Source organism: Nocardia sp. CDC153 (genome assembly GCF_035818515.1).
In the GTDB taxonomy this organism is placed as follows: domain Bacteria; phylum Actinomycetota; class Actinomycetes; order Mycobacteriales; family Mycobacteriaceae; genus Nocardia.
Genome location: NZ_JAYKYU010000003.1, coordinates 222,672 through 237,971, shown reverse-complemented (window position 1 = coordinate 237,971; position 15,300 = coordinate 222,672). Strand labels below are relative to the sequence as shown.

Here is a 15,300-nt window from a genome sequence, read left to right as displayed (position 1 = left end):
TGAACAAACGCCAGGAACAGCTCTGACGATGAACAACACGGGTGAGGAGTTGGATCCCGCTGTCGTCGCTGCCGCAGCGCAGGGCGACCGGGCGGCCCTTTCCCAGGTACTGGAGAGCATCCGCCCGCTCGTGGTGCGGTACTGCCGCGCCCGTATCGGAACGGCCGAACGCGGCCAGCTCTCCGCAGACGACGTCGCGCAGGAGGTCTGTCTGGCCGTGATGACCGCCCTTCCCCGCTATCAGGATCAGGGCCGGCCGTTCATGGCTTTCGTCTACGGCATCGCCTCGCACAAGGTCGCGGACGCCCATCGAAATTCCGCCCGTAACAAGGCGGACGCCATGGCCGAAGTACCTGATGTCATATCCACCGACCAGGGGCCGGAGCAGCGCGCTCTCGAATCCGAAACGAGCCGACAGATGAACGCTCTGTTGGCGACTTTGCCGGAAAAGCATCGAGAGATCCTGATCCTGCGCTTGGTCATGGGTTTGTCGGCTGAAGAAACCGCAGTCGCCGTGGGCAGTACGGCGGGTGCTATACGAGTGGCCCAGCACCGGGCGCTCGCGAAACTCAAGTCTCAAGTGGCGAGGGCAGGTGAAATGTATGGCTAGGGATGGCGAGCGCGGTCGGGGCGACTGGAAGGCGCGACCTGGATCGCAGAACAGCGGTCCCTACGCCGAGGCGTCCGGTGATACCGGGCCGGTGGACATCGCCGCGGTGCGACGCGACGATGCGCTGATCGACGCCATCTCCGGCGACGGTCCCGTGCAGACGGGCACCTCGGAGGAATATCAGCTCGCGGCCTTGCTGGCGGACTGGCGAGCGGAAATCATGGCCGAGCCGCTTCCGGCCGGACCGGACCTGGATGCCATTGTCGCGGCGGTCAATCAGGAGATCGGCGCGCGGCAGGCCCGGATCGGGGCGTCGAACCGGGGGCGACTACGGCTGGTGCGGCCTCTTTTGGGTGCTGCGGCGGCTGCGGCGCTGATCCTCGGCGGTCTGACGGCGTTCTCCTACAACGCGAGCCCCGGCGATCCGCTCTGGCGGATGAAGGAGGTCGTGTTCAGCGAGCAGGCGCAGTCCACGGTGGTCTCCCGCGCGGACGACAGTCTGGCGCAGGCGAAGCAGCTCTTGGCGGAGGACAAGCCCGAAGAGGCGAAGAAGGCGCTGGAGAAGGCGGCCGACAATGCCTCCCAGGTCAACGACTCGTCCAAGAAGGACACGCTGAACGATCGTTGGCAGCAGCTGTTCACGCAGCTGCAGCAGGTGGCGCCGACCGTCGCGGAATCGCTGGCGACGCTGGCGCCGACCACCACCAAGGTGCCGGTGGTGACGACCACGCCGAACAACCCGGTGCCGCCGGTGAATCCGACCACCGGTGGCGGCTCGTCCACCACGGTCGATCCCCGGGTGCTCGGGACCAATCCCGACACCGAGCCGAATCCGACTACGGGCGGCGGCGTTTCGACGGTGCCCACCGTGCCGCCGGTGACGACGGTTCCGGTGCAACCGTCTTCGGAGCCGAGTGAACCGGCGACCCCGCCGACCGCCCCCGGCACCACGACCGCGGTGGTGCCGACCGGTGTCCCCACCGGTGGCGTCACGCCGCCGACCCAGCCGGCGACGATCGAGAAGCCCACGGGCGGACCGGTTGTCCCGACCACGTTGGTCCTGCCGACCGGTGGCGCGCTGGTGCCACCGGCTCCCGGACCGACGCACTAGAACAAAGGCTGTATCCGATCGTCGTGTGGCGGTCGGTTTTTCGTGAAGGCATGAGGGTTCACGAAAGCGCACAACGAGGAAGGGCCTGCATCCGAGGATGCAGGCCCTTCTCGTGGAATCGGGGAATCGGGAGACGAATCAGACGTCGAACCCGTCGAATCCGTCGCCGTGCAGCGCCTCGTTCATCGAGGCGTCCGCGTAACCGCGACAGTAATCCCAGGTGACGTACGCCTCGGGGGTCGGGTCGTAGGCGGGCTCGTGCGGGCGCACCGTGCCGTCCACCAGTAGCTGGAGGAGGTTGGCGCGCAACATGTCCCAGTCGTGGTAATGGTCCTGTCGACAGTCCTCGCAGCTGACCACCAGGCCGCGGATGCCGCGGTGGGCCAGCAGTGCCTCATATACCGCGAGGTCGGCGAGATCCTCTTCGACCGCTAGGCGCTCGTGAGGATCCAGCGGTTCCCCCGGCTCGATGGCATCGAGCGCGGCCGACGGGTCGGAGGGGTCTCCGGCGAATGGATCCGGCGGCAAGCCAGGTGGTAGATGGTCACGCACAGTCCCACGGTACGCAGAACCACCCCTTGTGCGCCAGCGCTGAAGGGGATTTGCCCTCACTTCGCTGGTGGCACAGCACACAGTGATGTCGTGGCAGTCGACACACTAATGGCATAGGAGACAAACCGCAGCGGTTGTGGCGGTTGCGACAAGGCCGTAAGGGCCGCTGACGCGGGGCCGGGCGCGGGTGCGGTTCGGAATTCGGGGCCCGATACCATGGTTCACCAAAGGCCGGGTGGTAAACGCCAGGCATTGCCATTCATCCACTCGTCCACCGGTGCCCGGTCCGGTGGACGATGCCGAGGTCCAGGAGGGGTCGATCCGAATGAGCAGTCCCGTGACGGGCGAACGAAACGAGCTCCGCCCCCGTACGGGTGGAGACGATCCCGACAAGATCGCCATGCTCGGCCTCACCTTCGACGATGTGCTGCTGCTGCCCGCGGCCTCGGATCTGATCCCGAGCTCCGTCGACACCTCCAGCAAGCTGACCCGTGAGATCTCGCTGCGCACCCCGCTGGTGAGCTCGGCCATGGACACCGTGACCGAGGCGCGCATGGCCATCGCCATGGCCCGCGCGGGCGGTATGGGTGTGCTGCACCGCAATCTGTCGATCGAGGCGCAGGCCGCGCAGGCCGAGACCGTGAAGCGGTCCGAGGCGGGCATGGTGACCGATCCGGTGACCTGTCGCCCCGATGACACCCTGGCCGAGGTCGACGCCATGTGCGCGCGCTTCCGCATCTCCGGTCTGCCGGTCGTGGACGACCGCGGCATTCTGATCGGCATCATCACCAACCGCGACATGCGCTTCGAGGTCGATCAGGACCGCAAGGTCGCCGAGGTGATGACCCCCGCGCCGCTGATCACCGCCCAGGAGGGCGTCACCGCCGAGGCCGCGCTGGGCCTGCTGCGCCGCCACAAGATCGAGAAGCTGCCGATCGTGGACGGTTCCGGCAAGCTGCGCGGGCTGATCACCGTCAAGGACTTCGTCAAGACCGAGCAGTACCCGAACGCCACCAAGGACCGCGACGGTCGGCTGCTGGTCGGCGCGGCCGTGGGTGTCGGCGAGGACGCCTGGAACCGGGCCATGACCCTGGCCGAGGTCGGCGTGGACGTGCTCATCGTGGACACCGCGCACGGTCACCAGTCGGGCGTGCTGCAGATGGTGTCGAAGGTCAAGGCCGAGGTCGGCGATCGCGTGCAGATCGTCGGCGGCAATGTCGCCACCCGCGCGGGTGCGCTGGCGCTGGTCGAGGCGGGCGTGGACGCGGTGAAGGTGGGTGTGGGCCCCGGCTCCATCTGCACCACGCGCGTGGTCGCCGGTGTCGGCGCGCCGCAGATCACCGCCATCCTCGAGGCCACCGCGGCGTGCAAGCCGCACGGCGTGCCGGTCATCGCCGACGGCGGCGTGCAGTACTCCGGTGACATCGCCAAGGCCATCGCGGCCGGTGCCTCCACCGTCATGCTGGGCTCGCTGCTGGCCGGTACCGCCGAGTCGCCGGGCGATCTGATCCTGGTGGGCGGCAAGCAGTTCAAGAGCTACCGCGGCATGGGTTCGCTGGGCGCCATGCAGGGGCGCGGCGAGGCCAAGTCCTACTCCAAGGACCGCTACTTCCAGGACGACGTGCTCTCGGAGAAGAAGCTGGTGCCCGAGGGCATCGAGGGCCGGGTGCCGTTCCGCGGCCCGCTGGACCAGGTGATCCACCAGTTGGTCGGCGGTCTCCGCGCGGCCATGGGTTACACCGGCGCGCAGACCATTCCGGATCTGCAGGCGGCCCAGTTCGTGCAGATCACGGCGGCGGGCCTGAAGGAGTCGCACCCGCACGACATCACCATGACCGTCGAGGCTCCCAACTACACCACCCGTTCGTAGCCGGACTCAACCGGTTCGCGCATGGCCGCGGACCGGTTTTGTCATGTCTGGCAATCGAACTCAGAGAGGAATGAAACACGATGCGCGATATGGTCGAGATCGGCATGGGCCGGACGGCTCGGCGCACCTACGAGCTGGACGATATCGACATCGTGCCCTCGCGGCGGACCCGCTCGTCCAAGCAGGTGTCGCTGGCCTGGCAGCTGGACGCCTACCGCTTCGAGATCCCCTTCCTGGCGCACCCGACCGACGCGCTGGTGTCGCCGTCGTTCGCCATCGAGCTGGGCAAGGCCGGCGGCCTGGGCGTCATCAACGGTGAGGGGCTGTGGGCCCGGCACGCCGATGTGGACGCCAAGATCCAGCAGCTGACCGAGGTCGGCGAGAAGCAGGGCACCGAGGCGGCGGTGGCGCTGCTGCAGGAGCTGCACGCCGCGCCGATGCAGCCGGATCTGCTGGCCGCCGCGGTCGCGCAGGTGCGCGCGGCCGGTGTCACCACCGCGGTGCGGGTCAGCCCGCAGAACGCGCGGACGCTGACCCCGGCGCTGGTGGCTGCGGGCATCGACCTGCTGGTGGTGCACGGCACCATCATCTCCGCCGAGCACGTGGGCGACGGAGAACCGTTGAACCTCAAGACCTTCATCGCCGAGCTGGATGTGCCGGTGGTCGCGGGCGGCGTGTCCGACCACCGCACCGCGCTGCACCTGATGCGCACCGGCGCGGCCGGCGTCATCGTCGGCTACGGCTCCATGCAGGGCGCGACCACCACCGGTGAGGTGCTCGGCATCGGCGTGCCCATGGCCACCGCCATCGCCGACGCCGCGGCCGCGCGCCGCGACTACCTCGATGAGACCGGCGGGCGCTACGTGCACGTCATCGCCGACGGCGAGACCCTGACCTCCGGCCACATCGCCAAGGCCATCGCCTGCGGCGCGGACGCGGTCATGCTGGGCGTGCCGCTGGCCATGGCCAAGGAGACCCCGGGCAACGGCTGGTACTGGCCCTCGGCCGCCGCCCACCCCTCGGTCCCGCGCGGCGCGGTGCTGCCGTACGCCATCGAGGAGGAGCGCGTCCCGCTCTCCCAGGTCCTCAACGGCCCCTCCAACGACCCGTTCGGCTCGCTGAACCTCGTTGGCGGCCTGCGCCGTTCGATGGCCAAGACCGGCTACTGCGACCTGAAGGAATTCCAGAAGGTCGGTTTGAACGTCCGCGCATAGGCTCCCCCGCCTCACTCCCCCGCCTCTCCGCGTCTTTAGCGGGCGGCTGAGAGCCGTTGGCTGTCGTGCATCCGTGCCGGCGGTTGGGTGCCGAAACGATTTTGGACGTACCCGGGGAGTTACCCGGATCGGCGCGAAATCAGTTGTCGCCTTTGCGGACGGAAGAGACAAACGCGCCCTTGTCGATCCAGTGTGCTGGATTGACAAGGGCGCGAGTCGTATCCGGGGTCAGCGGCTGATCGGGCGGGCGGTGAAGTCGCGGAGTGGGGGGATCACCTTGTCGCGGAGGAACTCTCGGATGGCGGTGTTGACGGCTACCGGGTGGGTCATGTTCACCGTTTGGCGGGCGCCCTCGATTTCGAGGTAGCGGGAGTCGGGGAGGCGGTCGGCCAGTTCGCGGGCGTGGGCGCGGGGGACGCCGGAGCGGGTGGGGTGGATGACCAAAGCGGGGCAGGTGATTTCGGGTAGTCGGTCCAGGACGGAGTCGCGGTTGAGGAGGGCTCCGGCGGCTATCTCGGTGGCGTTGGGGTCGCGGGCCAGCCAGCGCTTCACCCAGACGGCGCGGTACCAGTCGTCATCGCCGATGATCCAGCGGGCGAGGTATTCGGCGAGGGCGGGGCGCGGGGTGTCTTCGTACCATTTGTCCAGGAATTTCCGGGCATTGGTGAGTTCGGCGGGGGTGGGCTCGTGCGCCTCGCTGCTGAGCAGGACGAGGGCGGCGACGCGGTCGGGGGCCAGCAGCGCGGTGCGCAGGGCGATGAAGCCGCCCTGCGAAATCCCGCCCACCACGGCGCGTTCCACGCCGAGTTGATCCAGTACGGTCAGCGCGTCCCGGGCGGAGGTCCAGTACGTGAACGGCAGCCCCTCGTCACGGGTGCGGCCGTGCCCGCGCGCGTCCCAGGTCACGATCCGGAACTCCGGAGTCAGCGCCGCCTGTTGCGACGCGAACATCGTTCGGTCCATGAGGAATTCGTGCCCCAGCAACACCACCGGACCCTCGCCCCCGCTGTCCTCGTAGTGGATCTCGGCATCGATCGCACGGGCGAATGGCACGAGGTAGAGAATAGCGAGCGCCTGTGACAAACCGGCGGGCTTTGCGGCCCAGTGCCCCAGCGGGTGTCAATTCCGCCTCCCCGAGCCTTCAGCGGGCAGCCAAGAGCCGTTGACGGTTTCGCACCCGACCGACAGCTGGGTGCCGAACCGATTCGGGTCGTACCCGGTGAGTTACCCACCACGGTACGAAACCAGTTGTCACCGTTCGATCGGGACCGGAAGGTATGCCCCATCGACTACCGGAGGGTGGCGGAATCGGGGCCGGAAGTCCCTATCCGGGGACCGCTCGACGCGAATACCGTCCCGATGCCACCACTTCCGGGCCGGACGGCAACCGCTTCCGAGGCCGCGGCGAATCACCGGCCCGGGGTGGAGGTCCAAGGGTTCGCGCGCAGGTCACGACCCGGGTGTACGTGGGGCTTGCCCGGGGCGAGTGTGTGCTGTATCTCTCCGTAGACTGTGGCGGTGGCAGAAACCCAGCGACCAGTCCTTGTCGTCGACTTCGGTGCGCAGTACGCGCAGCTGATCGCGCGCCGGGTGCGCGAAGCGAGTGTGTATTCCGAAGTGGTTCCGCACACGATCACCGTGGAGGAGATCGCGGAGCGCAAGCCGCTTGCGGTGATTCTCTCCGGCGGACCCAGCAGCGTGTACGCCGAGGGCGCGCCGCAGCTGGACGCGCGGCTGTTCGATCTGGAGCTGCCGGTCTTCGGCATCTGCTACGGCTTCCAGGCCATGGCGCAGGCGCTCGGTGGCACGGTGGCGCACACCGGGACTCGCGAATACGGGCGCACCGAGCTGAGCGTCGACGGCGGCATCCTGCACGGCGGTCTGCCCACCCGGCAGCCGGTGTGGATGAGCCACGGCGACGCCGTCACCGACGCCCCGAAGGGCTTCGAGGTGACCGCGACCTCCGCGGGCGCGCCGGTCGCGGCCTTCGAGGATCGGGGGCGCAAGCTCGCGGGTGTGCAGTACCACCCGGAGGTGCTGCACTCGCCGCACGGCCAGCAGGTGTTGAGCCGGTTCCTGCACGAGATCGCCGGGATTCCGGGCTCGTGGACCGCGTCCAATATCGCCGAGGCGCTGATCAAGCAGGTGCGTGAGCAGGTCGGCGACGGGCACGCCATCTGCGGTCTGTCCGGCGGCGTGGACTCCGCGGTCGCGGCCGCGCTGGTGCAGCGGGCCATCGGCGATCGCCTCACCTGTGTGTTCGTCGATCACGGTCTGCTGCGCGCGGGCGAGCGCGAGCAGGTGCAGCGGGATTTCGTCGCCGCGACCGGGGCCAAGCTGGTCACCGTCGACGCGGTCGACAAGTTCCTGGGTGAGCTGAAGGGCGTCACCGATCCGGAGGAGAAGCGCAAGATCATCGGCCGGGAGTTCATCCGGTCGTTCGAGGACGCGGTTTCCGAGGTGGTCGGCGAGCAGGGCGAGACCAAGGTCGAGTTCCTGGTGCAGGGCACGCTGTACCCGGACGTGGTCGAGTCCGGCGGCGGCGCGGGCACCGCGAACATCAAGTCGCACCACAATGTCGGCGGTCTGCCCGACGATCTGGAGTTCGCTCTGGTCGAACCGCTGCGGCTGCTGTTCAAGGACGAGGTGCGCGCGGTCGGCCGCGAACTGGGCCTGCCCGAGGAAATCGTTGCGCGCCAGCCGTTCCCGGGCCCGGGCCTGGCCATTCGCATTATCGGCGAGGTCACCCACGACCGGCTGGAGCTGCTGCGCCAGGCGGATGCCATTGCGCGCGAGGAACTTACGGCCGCCGGGCTGGACAAGTCGATCTGGCAGTGCCCGGTGGTGCTGCTGGCCGACGTCCGCAGCGTCGGCGTGCAGGGCGACGGCCGCACCTACGGCCACCCGATCGTGCTGCGTCCGGTGTCCTCCGAGGACGCCATGACCGCCGACTGGACCCGCCTGCCCTACGAGGTGCTCGAGCGCATCTCCACCCGCATCACCAATGAGGTGGCGGAGGTCAACCGCGTGGTGCTCGACGTGACGAGCAAGCCGCCGGGGACCATCGAATGGGAGTGATGCTCCCGCGGACACGTTGAAGGCCCCGCACCGTGAACGGTGCGGGGCCTTCGGCCTTCTCGGAGGGCAGTCCGGGAAGGGGTGCGCTGTCCCGGCGAGGGAATGGGCAGCGCGCTCGGCCTAGTCTCGGTTCCGCTTCGGGGTGAGAACCAGGACTATGCCGACGACTATGGCGGCGATGACGACGATCCAGCCGAGGGACAGTCCGCCGGAGACGGGCCAGGAGGAGGGGCCGACGAAGGCCCAGACGCTCACCCCGAGACCCAGCAGTCCGGCCAGTAGCAGCCCGAACGAGGGTCGGCGGTTCTTGTTCTTGTTATCGGCCACGGTTCACCTCCGCATTTCCCATCTGTACATCCACGGTCAGGTTCAGGACCGGACCCGTTGCGGGGCCGGACATTCCGGTGAGGCAGTTCGAATCGCCCATGCGGACATTGCAGGTCGTGTTGACGCGCAGGTTCGGCGGCAGGATGACGCGGGCGTCGCCCATGCGGACCCGCAGATCGACGTCCTTGTTCGCGGTCAATTGCAGCTTGCTCAGGTCGAGCGTGCCCGAGCCCATGGATACGTGATACACCGGCAGCAGCTCGGAATCCGTTGCGGCGGTCCAGGTGTGATCGCCCATCGCGCCCTTGTCGAACTGGATCGGGCCGACCAGCGAGGCCAGGATGACGAATCCGGCCAGCGGGGCCAGCAAGACCATGAGCCCGTGTCCGCGGCGCAGGAACGCGCCGATGATCAGCCCCAGCGCGATCACCGCGAGCGCGGCGGCGCCGATGCGGCCCGGCGTCATCCAGTCCACGCCCGAGGCGGCCACGGAACCCGCCGCCGCGGCGGCGAGAATCGCGAGACCGATGGTGACCACCGTCAGCCGCGAGCGGGGACGGCGCGGGGGAGCCTGGACGACGGCCTGCTGCGGTACCGGGCCGCCCGGCTCGGGCAGTTCCCAGGCCAGCGGGGCCACGCCGAGCGGATCCCAGCCGGGCGGGGTGGGACCGAAGTCGGGGGAGATCGGGGCCGGGCCGAAGCCGGTGCGGGGGCGGTCGCCGGTGGGCGGAATGCGGTGCAGCGGACGGGATTCGACGGATTGCTCGGCGGGGGGCGCGGGCTGGTCGACCGGGATCACGGCGGTGGGGGTGTCCTCGGAAGGGGGCTCTTCCCCGCCGGTCTTGTCGAGTTGGACCGTTGCCTTGTCTGGCTTGTCGAGCTGAACCGGACCGGCGGAGCTCGCCCCGGGCTGGTCCTCGGGTGCCGTGCTCGCTTCGGTGAAAGGGGAGTGGCTCTCGGCGGGGGAGTGGTTCGACTCCTCGGAAGCGGTTGTGCCCGAATCGGATTCTGGTTTACGCAGCACCACGGTGTCGCTCACGGAGGAAGCGGGGGCGTAGCGGGTCTCGAGCACCTCGGTGACGGCCTCGCCCGAATCGCTCTGGGACATGCTCTGCTCGTTCTGAGACATGATCTGCTCGCCCTGCGACATGCTCTGCCCGGTCTCGCCCTGCGACATGGCCTGGCCGGGCTGCGACATGCCTTGGGCGGCAGCGGAATCCGGGGCGGGTTGGTTGGGGTCGGGCTCGTAGTGGTCGGGCAGCGTGGTGTAGGGGCCGTAGGTCTGGAAGGTGACCGCATTGGTGCCCGGATAGCCGGTCCAGAACGGGTTGGTGGTGCCCGGGTAGCCGGTATTGAGAATGCTGTCGGCCGTCGCGTGCTCGAAATAGGTTGCGGGCGGCTGAGGTTGGCGCTGGTAGAGCAGCCACCATCCGGCCAGCATGAGTGCGAAGCTGATGACGCCGGACCCGCCGAGTCCCACCCCGACGGGCCCCATCGTGCTCACGGCGATCCCCAACGCCACCATGAGCACGATGGTCTTGGACGAGGAATGCGAGGACCGGCCGCGCCCGAACAGCGATTCCGCCGCCGAGGACTGGTCCCCGGTCTGGTTCAGCAGCAGCCAGCACAGCAGGTAGAGCACGATGCCCGCCCCGCCGAACAGCGCCGACACCACGAACGCCACCCGCACCAGCACGGGATCCACGCCGTAGCGGCGGCCGAACCCGACGGCCACGCCCGCGATCGGCCCATCCTTCGGAAAGCGCACCGGCCGGGTCTGCCACAGATCGTGAAGCTGATCGGAGAAGCCGGTACGCCCGGCGCCCTTGGACCAGTCGCTCGTTCTCGTCATGGCATCCATCGTGCTGCGCGCCCCGCCGCGGGCGCATCGGGGATCACCCTGAATGGAGACCTGAACTTGGCCTGCGGCGGGTAACCGGGCCCCGGGTCACTCGGGTCGGCGGTAGACCGCGACGACGGGGATGCGGCGGCTGGTGTTCTCGCGGTACTCGGCGAACACGGGCATCAGTTCGATCATGCGCTCGTAGAGTTCGTCGGCTTCCGCACCGGTGAGGACCTCGGCCTTGCCCGTGTACGTTTCGGTGCCGAGTTCGACGGTGAGCTCCGGATTGGCGCGAAGATTGTGATACCAGGCCGGATGCTTGTCCGCGCCGCCGTTGGAGGCGATGAGCACGATGCGCTCCCCGTCCGGCACATAGACCAGCGGATTGGTCACGGCCCGACCGGATTTCGCCCCGATCGTGGTGATCACCACCATATTGTCGCGCCCCTCGAAGGGCCCACCGACCTTCCCGCCATTGGCGCGAAACTCCTCGATCACAGACTCATTGAAAGCGTTCATCTCACCCGTCCTGTTCGGTTCCGTTGCTGCCAACCGAGGGCGGGTCGGGGAAATTCCGCTCAGGCCGGGCAGGGCGGGTGGTAGGGGAGCTGGGGGAGGTAGCGGTGCCAGAGATCCTCGGTCCACATGGTGCCGGTGAGGGCGCAGATGCGGTCGACGGCATGCTGTTCGTCGAGGTCCCACAGGTGCAGGGTGCCGTCGGTGGACGCGGAGGCGATGTGCCGACGGTCCGGGGCGAGCGCGGCGTTCCAGCTGTAGGAGACCGATTGGGCGAGCGCGGTGATGAGTTTCGGGTGCGCGCGATCGGAGAGGTCCCACCGCTGGAGCGTGCCGTCGACGCCCACCGTGAACAAGGTGCGCGGGTCGGTCGATACGAAGGGCACGATGGGGACGGTGTGAGCGGTGAACGGATCGCCCAGGCGGACCGGTTTCGATGGTGCGGTGATGTCCCACAGTTGGATTCGCTCGTTGCTGGTGTCGACCAGGGTTTTCTGGTCCGGGGTGATTCCCACGGTGTCGATCACCGTCGCCGGCCGATTCAGTAGTTCCGAAACCAGTTGTGGCCGTGTCGGATCGGTGATGTTCCAGAGTTCGGCGATCAGCTGTTGCCTGCCCTGCTCGCCGGGCATCCGGTAGAGGATCAGCGTGCTGTCGTCGGCGCCGAAGAAGGCTGAGCCGGATTCACCCAAGGGCCGGGGCGTGCCGATGGGCTGCGGCCGGGTCGAATCGGAGAGGTCCCACAGCTGGAAGCTGTCGCTGCCGACCGTGGCCATCAGCCGGTTGCTGCGGCTGATGGTGGCGATGCGCTGCGACTTCGGGGTCGCCAGGGTCCAGTCGCCGAGTGTGCGCGGGTGCGCCGGATCGGTGAGGTCGACGGTCCGTACCCGGGCGGACAGCATGTCGAAAACCAGCAGGGTGTTGCCGTCCGCACTGAGACGTACTGCCGGAGTAACGGATTCGGCGCGATATTCGCCGATTCGGGTGGGCAGCGTGGGATCGCGGACATCCCAGAGCACCACGCGGCCGGACCCGGTCACGTTGGCGAGCCGATTGCCGTTGGCGGCGTACGCGGGTGATGGACCCGCCCCGACAGGCTCCGCGAGCACTGCCGACGGCAACGACCAGATCTGGATATCGCCGCTGTATCCGCCCGCGGCCAGCGTACGGCCGTCGGGCGCGAAGGCGAGAGTGTCGGGACCACCTATGCACTGTGAGGACAGTTGGCCGAAATGACAGAGCGACGGGCTCATGGGCAACTGATCGATCAATCGGGTCGGATTCGCCGGATCGGTGATGTTCCAGACCGACGATCCGCGATTGCCCGATACGGCCAGGGTGTCGCCCTGGGGTGAGAAGACCAGCGCCCGGAGCAATCTGCTGCCGGTATCCAATGTCGCGAGGGGGCGGGTGTGCGCCGCATCGCGCACGTCCCAGAGGCGCACACCGATGGCGCTGTCGTCGGAGACGCGAGTCTCCTCGCTCGAGCCGACGGCAAGCATCGTGCTGTCGGGGCTGAAGTCGATGGCCAGCACCAGTTCGGCGGGAGCGTCGAGGGCTGGAGTCAACAAGGTCGGGTTCGCCGGATTCGCTACGTTCCACAGTTGCACGGCGGCGGTGTTGGCCGTGAGATCGAGGGCGACGAGGGCGAGCAGACGACCGTCCGGGCTGAACCGGATCTCACCCGGCGCGCCCCCGGAAGCGGGCAGGGTGCGCATCGCGGTGAGGACCGGAGCCCGCGGATCGCCGACCGACCACAGCATCAGGTGGGTGCGGGTCTCCACCGCCAGCGTGTGCCCATCCGCCGTGAAAGCGGTTCGTAGCGGGCCGGATTCGGGAAGATTCGGCAGCGTGGCGAGTTGCCGGGGTATGGCCGGATCCGCGATGTCCCAGAGGGTTACCGTGCCGGGCGCTTCCTGTACCGCCGTGGTGGCCATCAGATTGGCGGGACCGACGGCCACTCCGTCGACTCGGTCGAGCTGTTTGCCGAGTTGCCGCGGATGCCGGGTGTCGGTCGAATCCCAGAGCCGCAGGCCGCGATCGGATGCGAGCGACACCAGCACCTTCGCATTCGGCTGGTAGGCGAGTTGGACGACCTGCTGTGGATGGGCGGAGGTGACCGTCACCAGCGGGTCGATCTGGGACTGCAGCAGCCGGGAGCGGACATCGTTGTCCCCCGGGCGCATTCGCCACGCGATCAGGTTCAGCTGGGCCGCCAGGGACGGGTCGGTCTGGTGAACGCGGTCGGCCTGGGCGAGGACGGCGGCGAAATTCTTGTCGTCACGGCGTTGATCGGCCAGGCGGTTCTGGGAATAGACCCCGAACGCCAATACCAACAGCCCCACCCCGAGAATGGCGAGAATGCCGGTGGTACGGCGGGACCGGTTGCGGGACTTGCGACTTGCCGCATCGGCCGCGGCAAGGAACTCGTGGGCCAGGGGACCGACCGGGGGTGGGTCGACATTGTCGAGGGCGTTGCGGAGGCGGGTGCCGCGGTAGAGGAGGGAGGGATCGCGGTGTTGGGCGGCCCATTCGGCGGCGTCGGATTCGAGGCGTTGGCGGACGAGGTAGCCGACTCGGTCTTCGTCGATCCAGGTGCGGAGGCGGGGCCAGGCGGTGAGGACTATTTCGTGGGTGAGGGTTACCGCGTCGGCGTCGAGGGTGATCAGGCGGGTGTGGGAGAGGAGTTCGAGGGCGGCGGTGGCGTCTGCGGGGTTGGCGGCGCGGGCCAGGAGGTCGGAGCGGAGGGCGGGGCGGCGGGTGTCGCGGGCATCGCGGCGGACGGTGACCAGGCCCAGGAGGAGGTCGCGGGCGGCGGATTGCTGGGCGGGGGACAGTTCGTTCCAGGCGTGTTCGGCGGTTTCGGCGACCGAGCCGACCACGCCGCCCGCCTTGCGGTAGCCGGTGGTGGTGAGGCGGCGGCCCTCGCGATGCTGCCAGGTGGCGGCCATGACATGGGACAGCAGGGGCAGTGCGCCGGGGTCGTAGGTGCGGCGGCCGTGATGGTCGCCTGCGCCGCACAGTTCGGTGATGACGAGCTCTTCGAGACCGGGTTCCAACTCCAGCCCAGCCGCACGGGCGGGGCCTGAGATCGCCTGTGCCAGTTCGTCGGTGCGCATGGGGCCGAGTAGATAACTGCGGTGCTCGAGGGCGTCCTGGAGTACCAGGTGATCGAGACAGTGGGCGTAGAAGTCGGCGCGCAGGGCCAAGACGACCGCGATCGGGTCGTCGGCACGAGTGGCGCAGGTGTTGAGGAGGGCCAGGAAGTCTTCCCGCTCGCGGTCGCTGCCGCAGGTGGTGAAGAGTTCCTCGGCCTGGTCGATGACCAGCAGTCGGCGCGGGCCGTCGACACGCGGGGCGAGCGCCGTCGGCTCGGCGGCCGAATCCGATTCCACATCAACCGCGTCCGCTACCGCCCGGCCCGACTGTTCCGTCGCGGCGCGATCTGTGGAATCCGCATCGGGGTGATCCGCTGGTTTCGTAATGGGATCGGCTGATTTCGCGGCTGTGTGCTCCGCTGCTGCGGCCGTGGCGTTCGTGGTTTCGGCGATCGCGCGCCGCAGCGCGGCGAGCGGATCCGCGCCCGGGGTGAAAAGGGTTGTCTCCCAGTCGGGGAGCGCGGGGATCAGGCCGGCTGCTAGCAGTGACGATTTTCCGGCTCCGGATGCGCCGATGAGCACCACGATTCCGGTGGCGGTTCGCACCAGGTCGGTGAGTTCGGTGGTGGCGCGGGTGCGGCCGAAGAAGAGGGTGCGGTTGTGGCCGTCGTAGGCGGTGAGACCCGGGTAGGGGCAGGGGGGTTCGGAGTCGGCATCGGGGTTCCAGGTGGTGGCCGATTGCCAGAGGCGTTGCCATTCCTTGGGATCGGCCAGGTGGCGGGGTAGGGGGCGACCGGATTTGCGAGCCAGGTCGATGAGGGTGAGGACGACCGGGAGCAGGGATTCGAAGCGGGCGGGGACGTTTCGGCCCGCCTTCCAGTCGCTGATGCGTTGGGCGGACGCGCCGCCGGGGCGGGTGCCCTGGGCGGCGCGCATGCGGTTCTCGGCGGCGGTGGCGACACGGCGGAGGGTTGGATTTCCGGCCGCCTCATAGAGTTCGGCGAAACGCCGGGCGAAAAGGGCTCTGGGCGAGCCGATCTGGTCGTCCTCGGTCACCGCAAGCCCCGTATTCCCTTGTCCC

General features: G+C 68.5%; 11 protein-coding genes. 5 read left to right on the top strand and 6 right to left on the bottom strand.

Annotated elements, in window-relative coordinates:
* Nucleotides 1-28: 28 nt before the first annotated feature.
* Both VMT65_RS17910 and VMT65_RS17905 read left to right on the top strand, forming a co-directional pair.
* Entirely contained in the window at nucleotides 29-610 is a 582-nt protein-coding gene (locus tag VMT65_RS17910) for a sigma-70 family RNA polymerase sigma factor (RefSeq protein ID WP_326309418.1), read from the top strand.
* Complete coding sequence (locus VMT65_RS17905) at nucleotides 603-1,721, top strand: anti-sigma-D factor RsdA (RefSeq protein ID WP_326309417.1); 1,119 nt, start codon at nucleotides 603-605, stop codon at nucleotides 1,719-1,721. Before VMT65_RS17910 ends, VMT65_RS17905 begins: the two co-directional genes overlap by 8 nt.
* A 138-nt stretch (nucleotides 1,722-1,859) precedes the next feature.
* Here the strand turns inward: VMT65_RS17905 and VMT65_RS17900 are convergent, their stop codons facing one another.
* Nucleotides 1,860-2,273: a DUF5319 domain-containing protein gene (locus VMT65_RS17900; RefSeq protein ID WP_029923780.1), complete on the bottom strand. Its 414-nt coding sequence runs from the start codon at nucleotides 2,271-2,273 to the stop codon at nucleotides 1,860-1,862.
* Nucleotides 2,274-2,598: 325 nt separating this feature from the next.
* Here VMT65_RS17900 and guaB point away from each other — a divergent pair, with 325 nt between their 5' ends.
* Together guaB and VMT65_RS17890 are read left to right on the top strand one after the other, a co-directional pair.
* Nucleotides 2,599-4,143: an IMP dehydrogenase gene (gene guaB, locus VMT65_RS17895; RefSeq protein WP_326309416.1), complete on the top strand. Its 1,545-nt coding sequence runs from the start codon at nucleotides 2,599-2,601 to the stop codon at nucleotides 4,141-4,143.
* An 80-nt stretch (nucleotides 4,144-4,223) separates the two neighbouring features.
* Nucleotides 4,224-5,357 (top strand): GuaB3 family IMP dehydrogenase-related protein, encoded by a 1,134-nt coding sequence (locus VMT65_RS17890; RefSeq protein WP_326309415.1) that lies wholly within the window; start codon nucleotides 4,224-4,226, stop codon nucleotides 5,355-5,357.
* A gap of 228 nt (nucleotides 5,358-5,585) precedes the next feature.
* Here the strand turns inward: VMT65_RS17890 and VMT65_RS17885 are convergent, their stop codons facing one another.
* On the bottom strand, nucleotides 5,586-6,410 hold the full coding sequence (locus VMT65_RS17885) for an alpha/beta fold hydrolase (protein ID WP_326309414.1): 825 nt from the start codon (nucleotides 6,408-6,410) through the stop codon (nucleotides 5,586-5,588).
* Between the two features lie 459 nt (nucleotides 6,411-6,869).
* On the opposite strand from VMT65_RS17885, the gene guaA reads away from it, so the two are divergent.
* Entirely contained in the window at nucleotides 6,870-8,435 is a 1,566-nt protein-coding gene (gene guaA / locus VMT65_RS17880; RefSeq protein WP_326309413.1) for a glutamine-hydrolyzing GMP synthase, read from the top strand.
* A gap of 120 nt (nucleotides 8,436-8,555) precedes the next feature.
* Here guaA and VMT65_RS17875 read toward each other — a convergent pair whose 3' ends face one another.
* The 4 genes from VMT65_RS17875 to VMT65_RS17860 all read right to left on the bottom strand — a co-directional run bounded on the left by VMT65_RS17875 (nucleotide 8,556) and on the right by VMT65_RS17860 (nucleotide 15,275).
* On the bottom strand, nucleotides 8,556-8,762 hold the full coding sequence (locus VMT65_RS17875; protein ID WP_326309412.1) for a hypothetical protein: 207 nt from the start codon (nucleotides 8,760-8,762) through the stop codon (nucleotides 8,556-8,558).
* On the bottom strand, nucleotides 8,752-10,614 hold the full coding sequence (locus tag VMT65_RS17870; RefSeq protein WP_326309411.1) for a PspC domain-containing protein: 1,863 nt from the start codon (nucleotides 10,612-10,614) through the stop codon (nucleotides 8,752-8,754). Before VMT65_RS17870 ends, VMT65_RS17875 begins: the two co-directional genes overlap by 11 nt.
* A gap of 96 nt (nucleotides 10,615-10,710) precedes the next feature.
* Nucleotides 10,711-11,124 carry a nitroreductase/quinone reductase family protein gene (locus VMT65_RS17865; RefSeq protein ID WP_326309410.1) on the bottom strand — a complete coding sequence of 138 codons (414 nt, stop codon included), beginning with the start codon at nucleotides 11,122-11,124 and terminating at the stop codon, nucleotides 10,711-10,713.
* A 59-nt stretch (nucleotides 11,125-11,183) separates the two neighbouring features.
* Entirely contained in the window at nucleotides 11,184-15,275 is a 4,092-nt protein-coding gene (locus tag VMT65_RS17860) for a WD40 repeat domain-containing protein (RefSeq protein ID WP_326309409.1), read from the bottom strand.
* Between the last annotated feature and the right edge of the window lie 25 nt (nucleotides 15,276-15,300).

Excerpts from the sequence above, each read along its gene's own strand:
- guaB (WP_326309416.1), top strand. The coding sequence starts at position 2,599 with ATGAGCAGTCCCGTGACGGGCGAACGAAACGAGCTCCGCCCCCGTACG.
- VMT65_RS17865 (WP_326309410.1), bottom strand. The coding sequence starts at position 11,124 with ATGAACGCTTTCAATGAGTCTGTGATCGAGGAGTTTCGCGCCAATGGC.
- VMT65_RS17870 (WP_326309411.1), bottom strand. The coding sequence starts at position 10,614 with ATGACGAGAACGAGCGACTGGTCCAAGGGCGCCGGGCGTACCGGCTTC.
- VMT65_RS17890 (WP_326309415.1), top strand. The coding sequence starts at position 4,224 with ATGCGCGATATGGTCGAGATCGGCATGGGCCGGACGGCTCGGCGCACC.
- VMT65_RS17910 (WP_326309418.1), top strand. The coding sequence starts at position 29 with ATGAACAACACGGGTGAGGAGTTGGATCCCGCTGTCGTCGCTGCCGCA.
- VMT65_RS17905 (WP_326309417.1), top strand. The coding sequence starts at position 603 with ATGGCTAGGGATGGCGAGCGCGGTCGGGGCGACTGGAAGGCGCGACCT.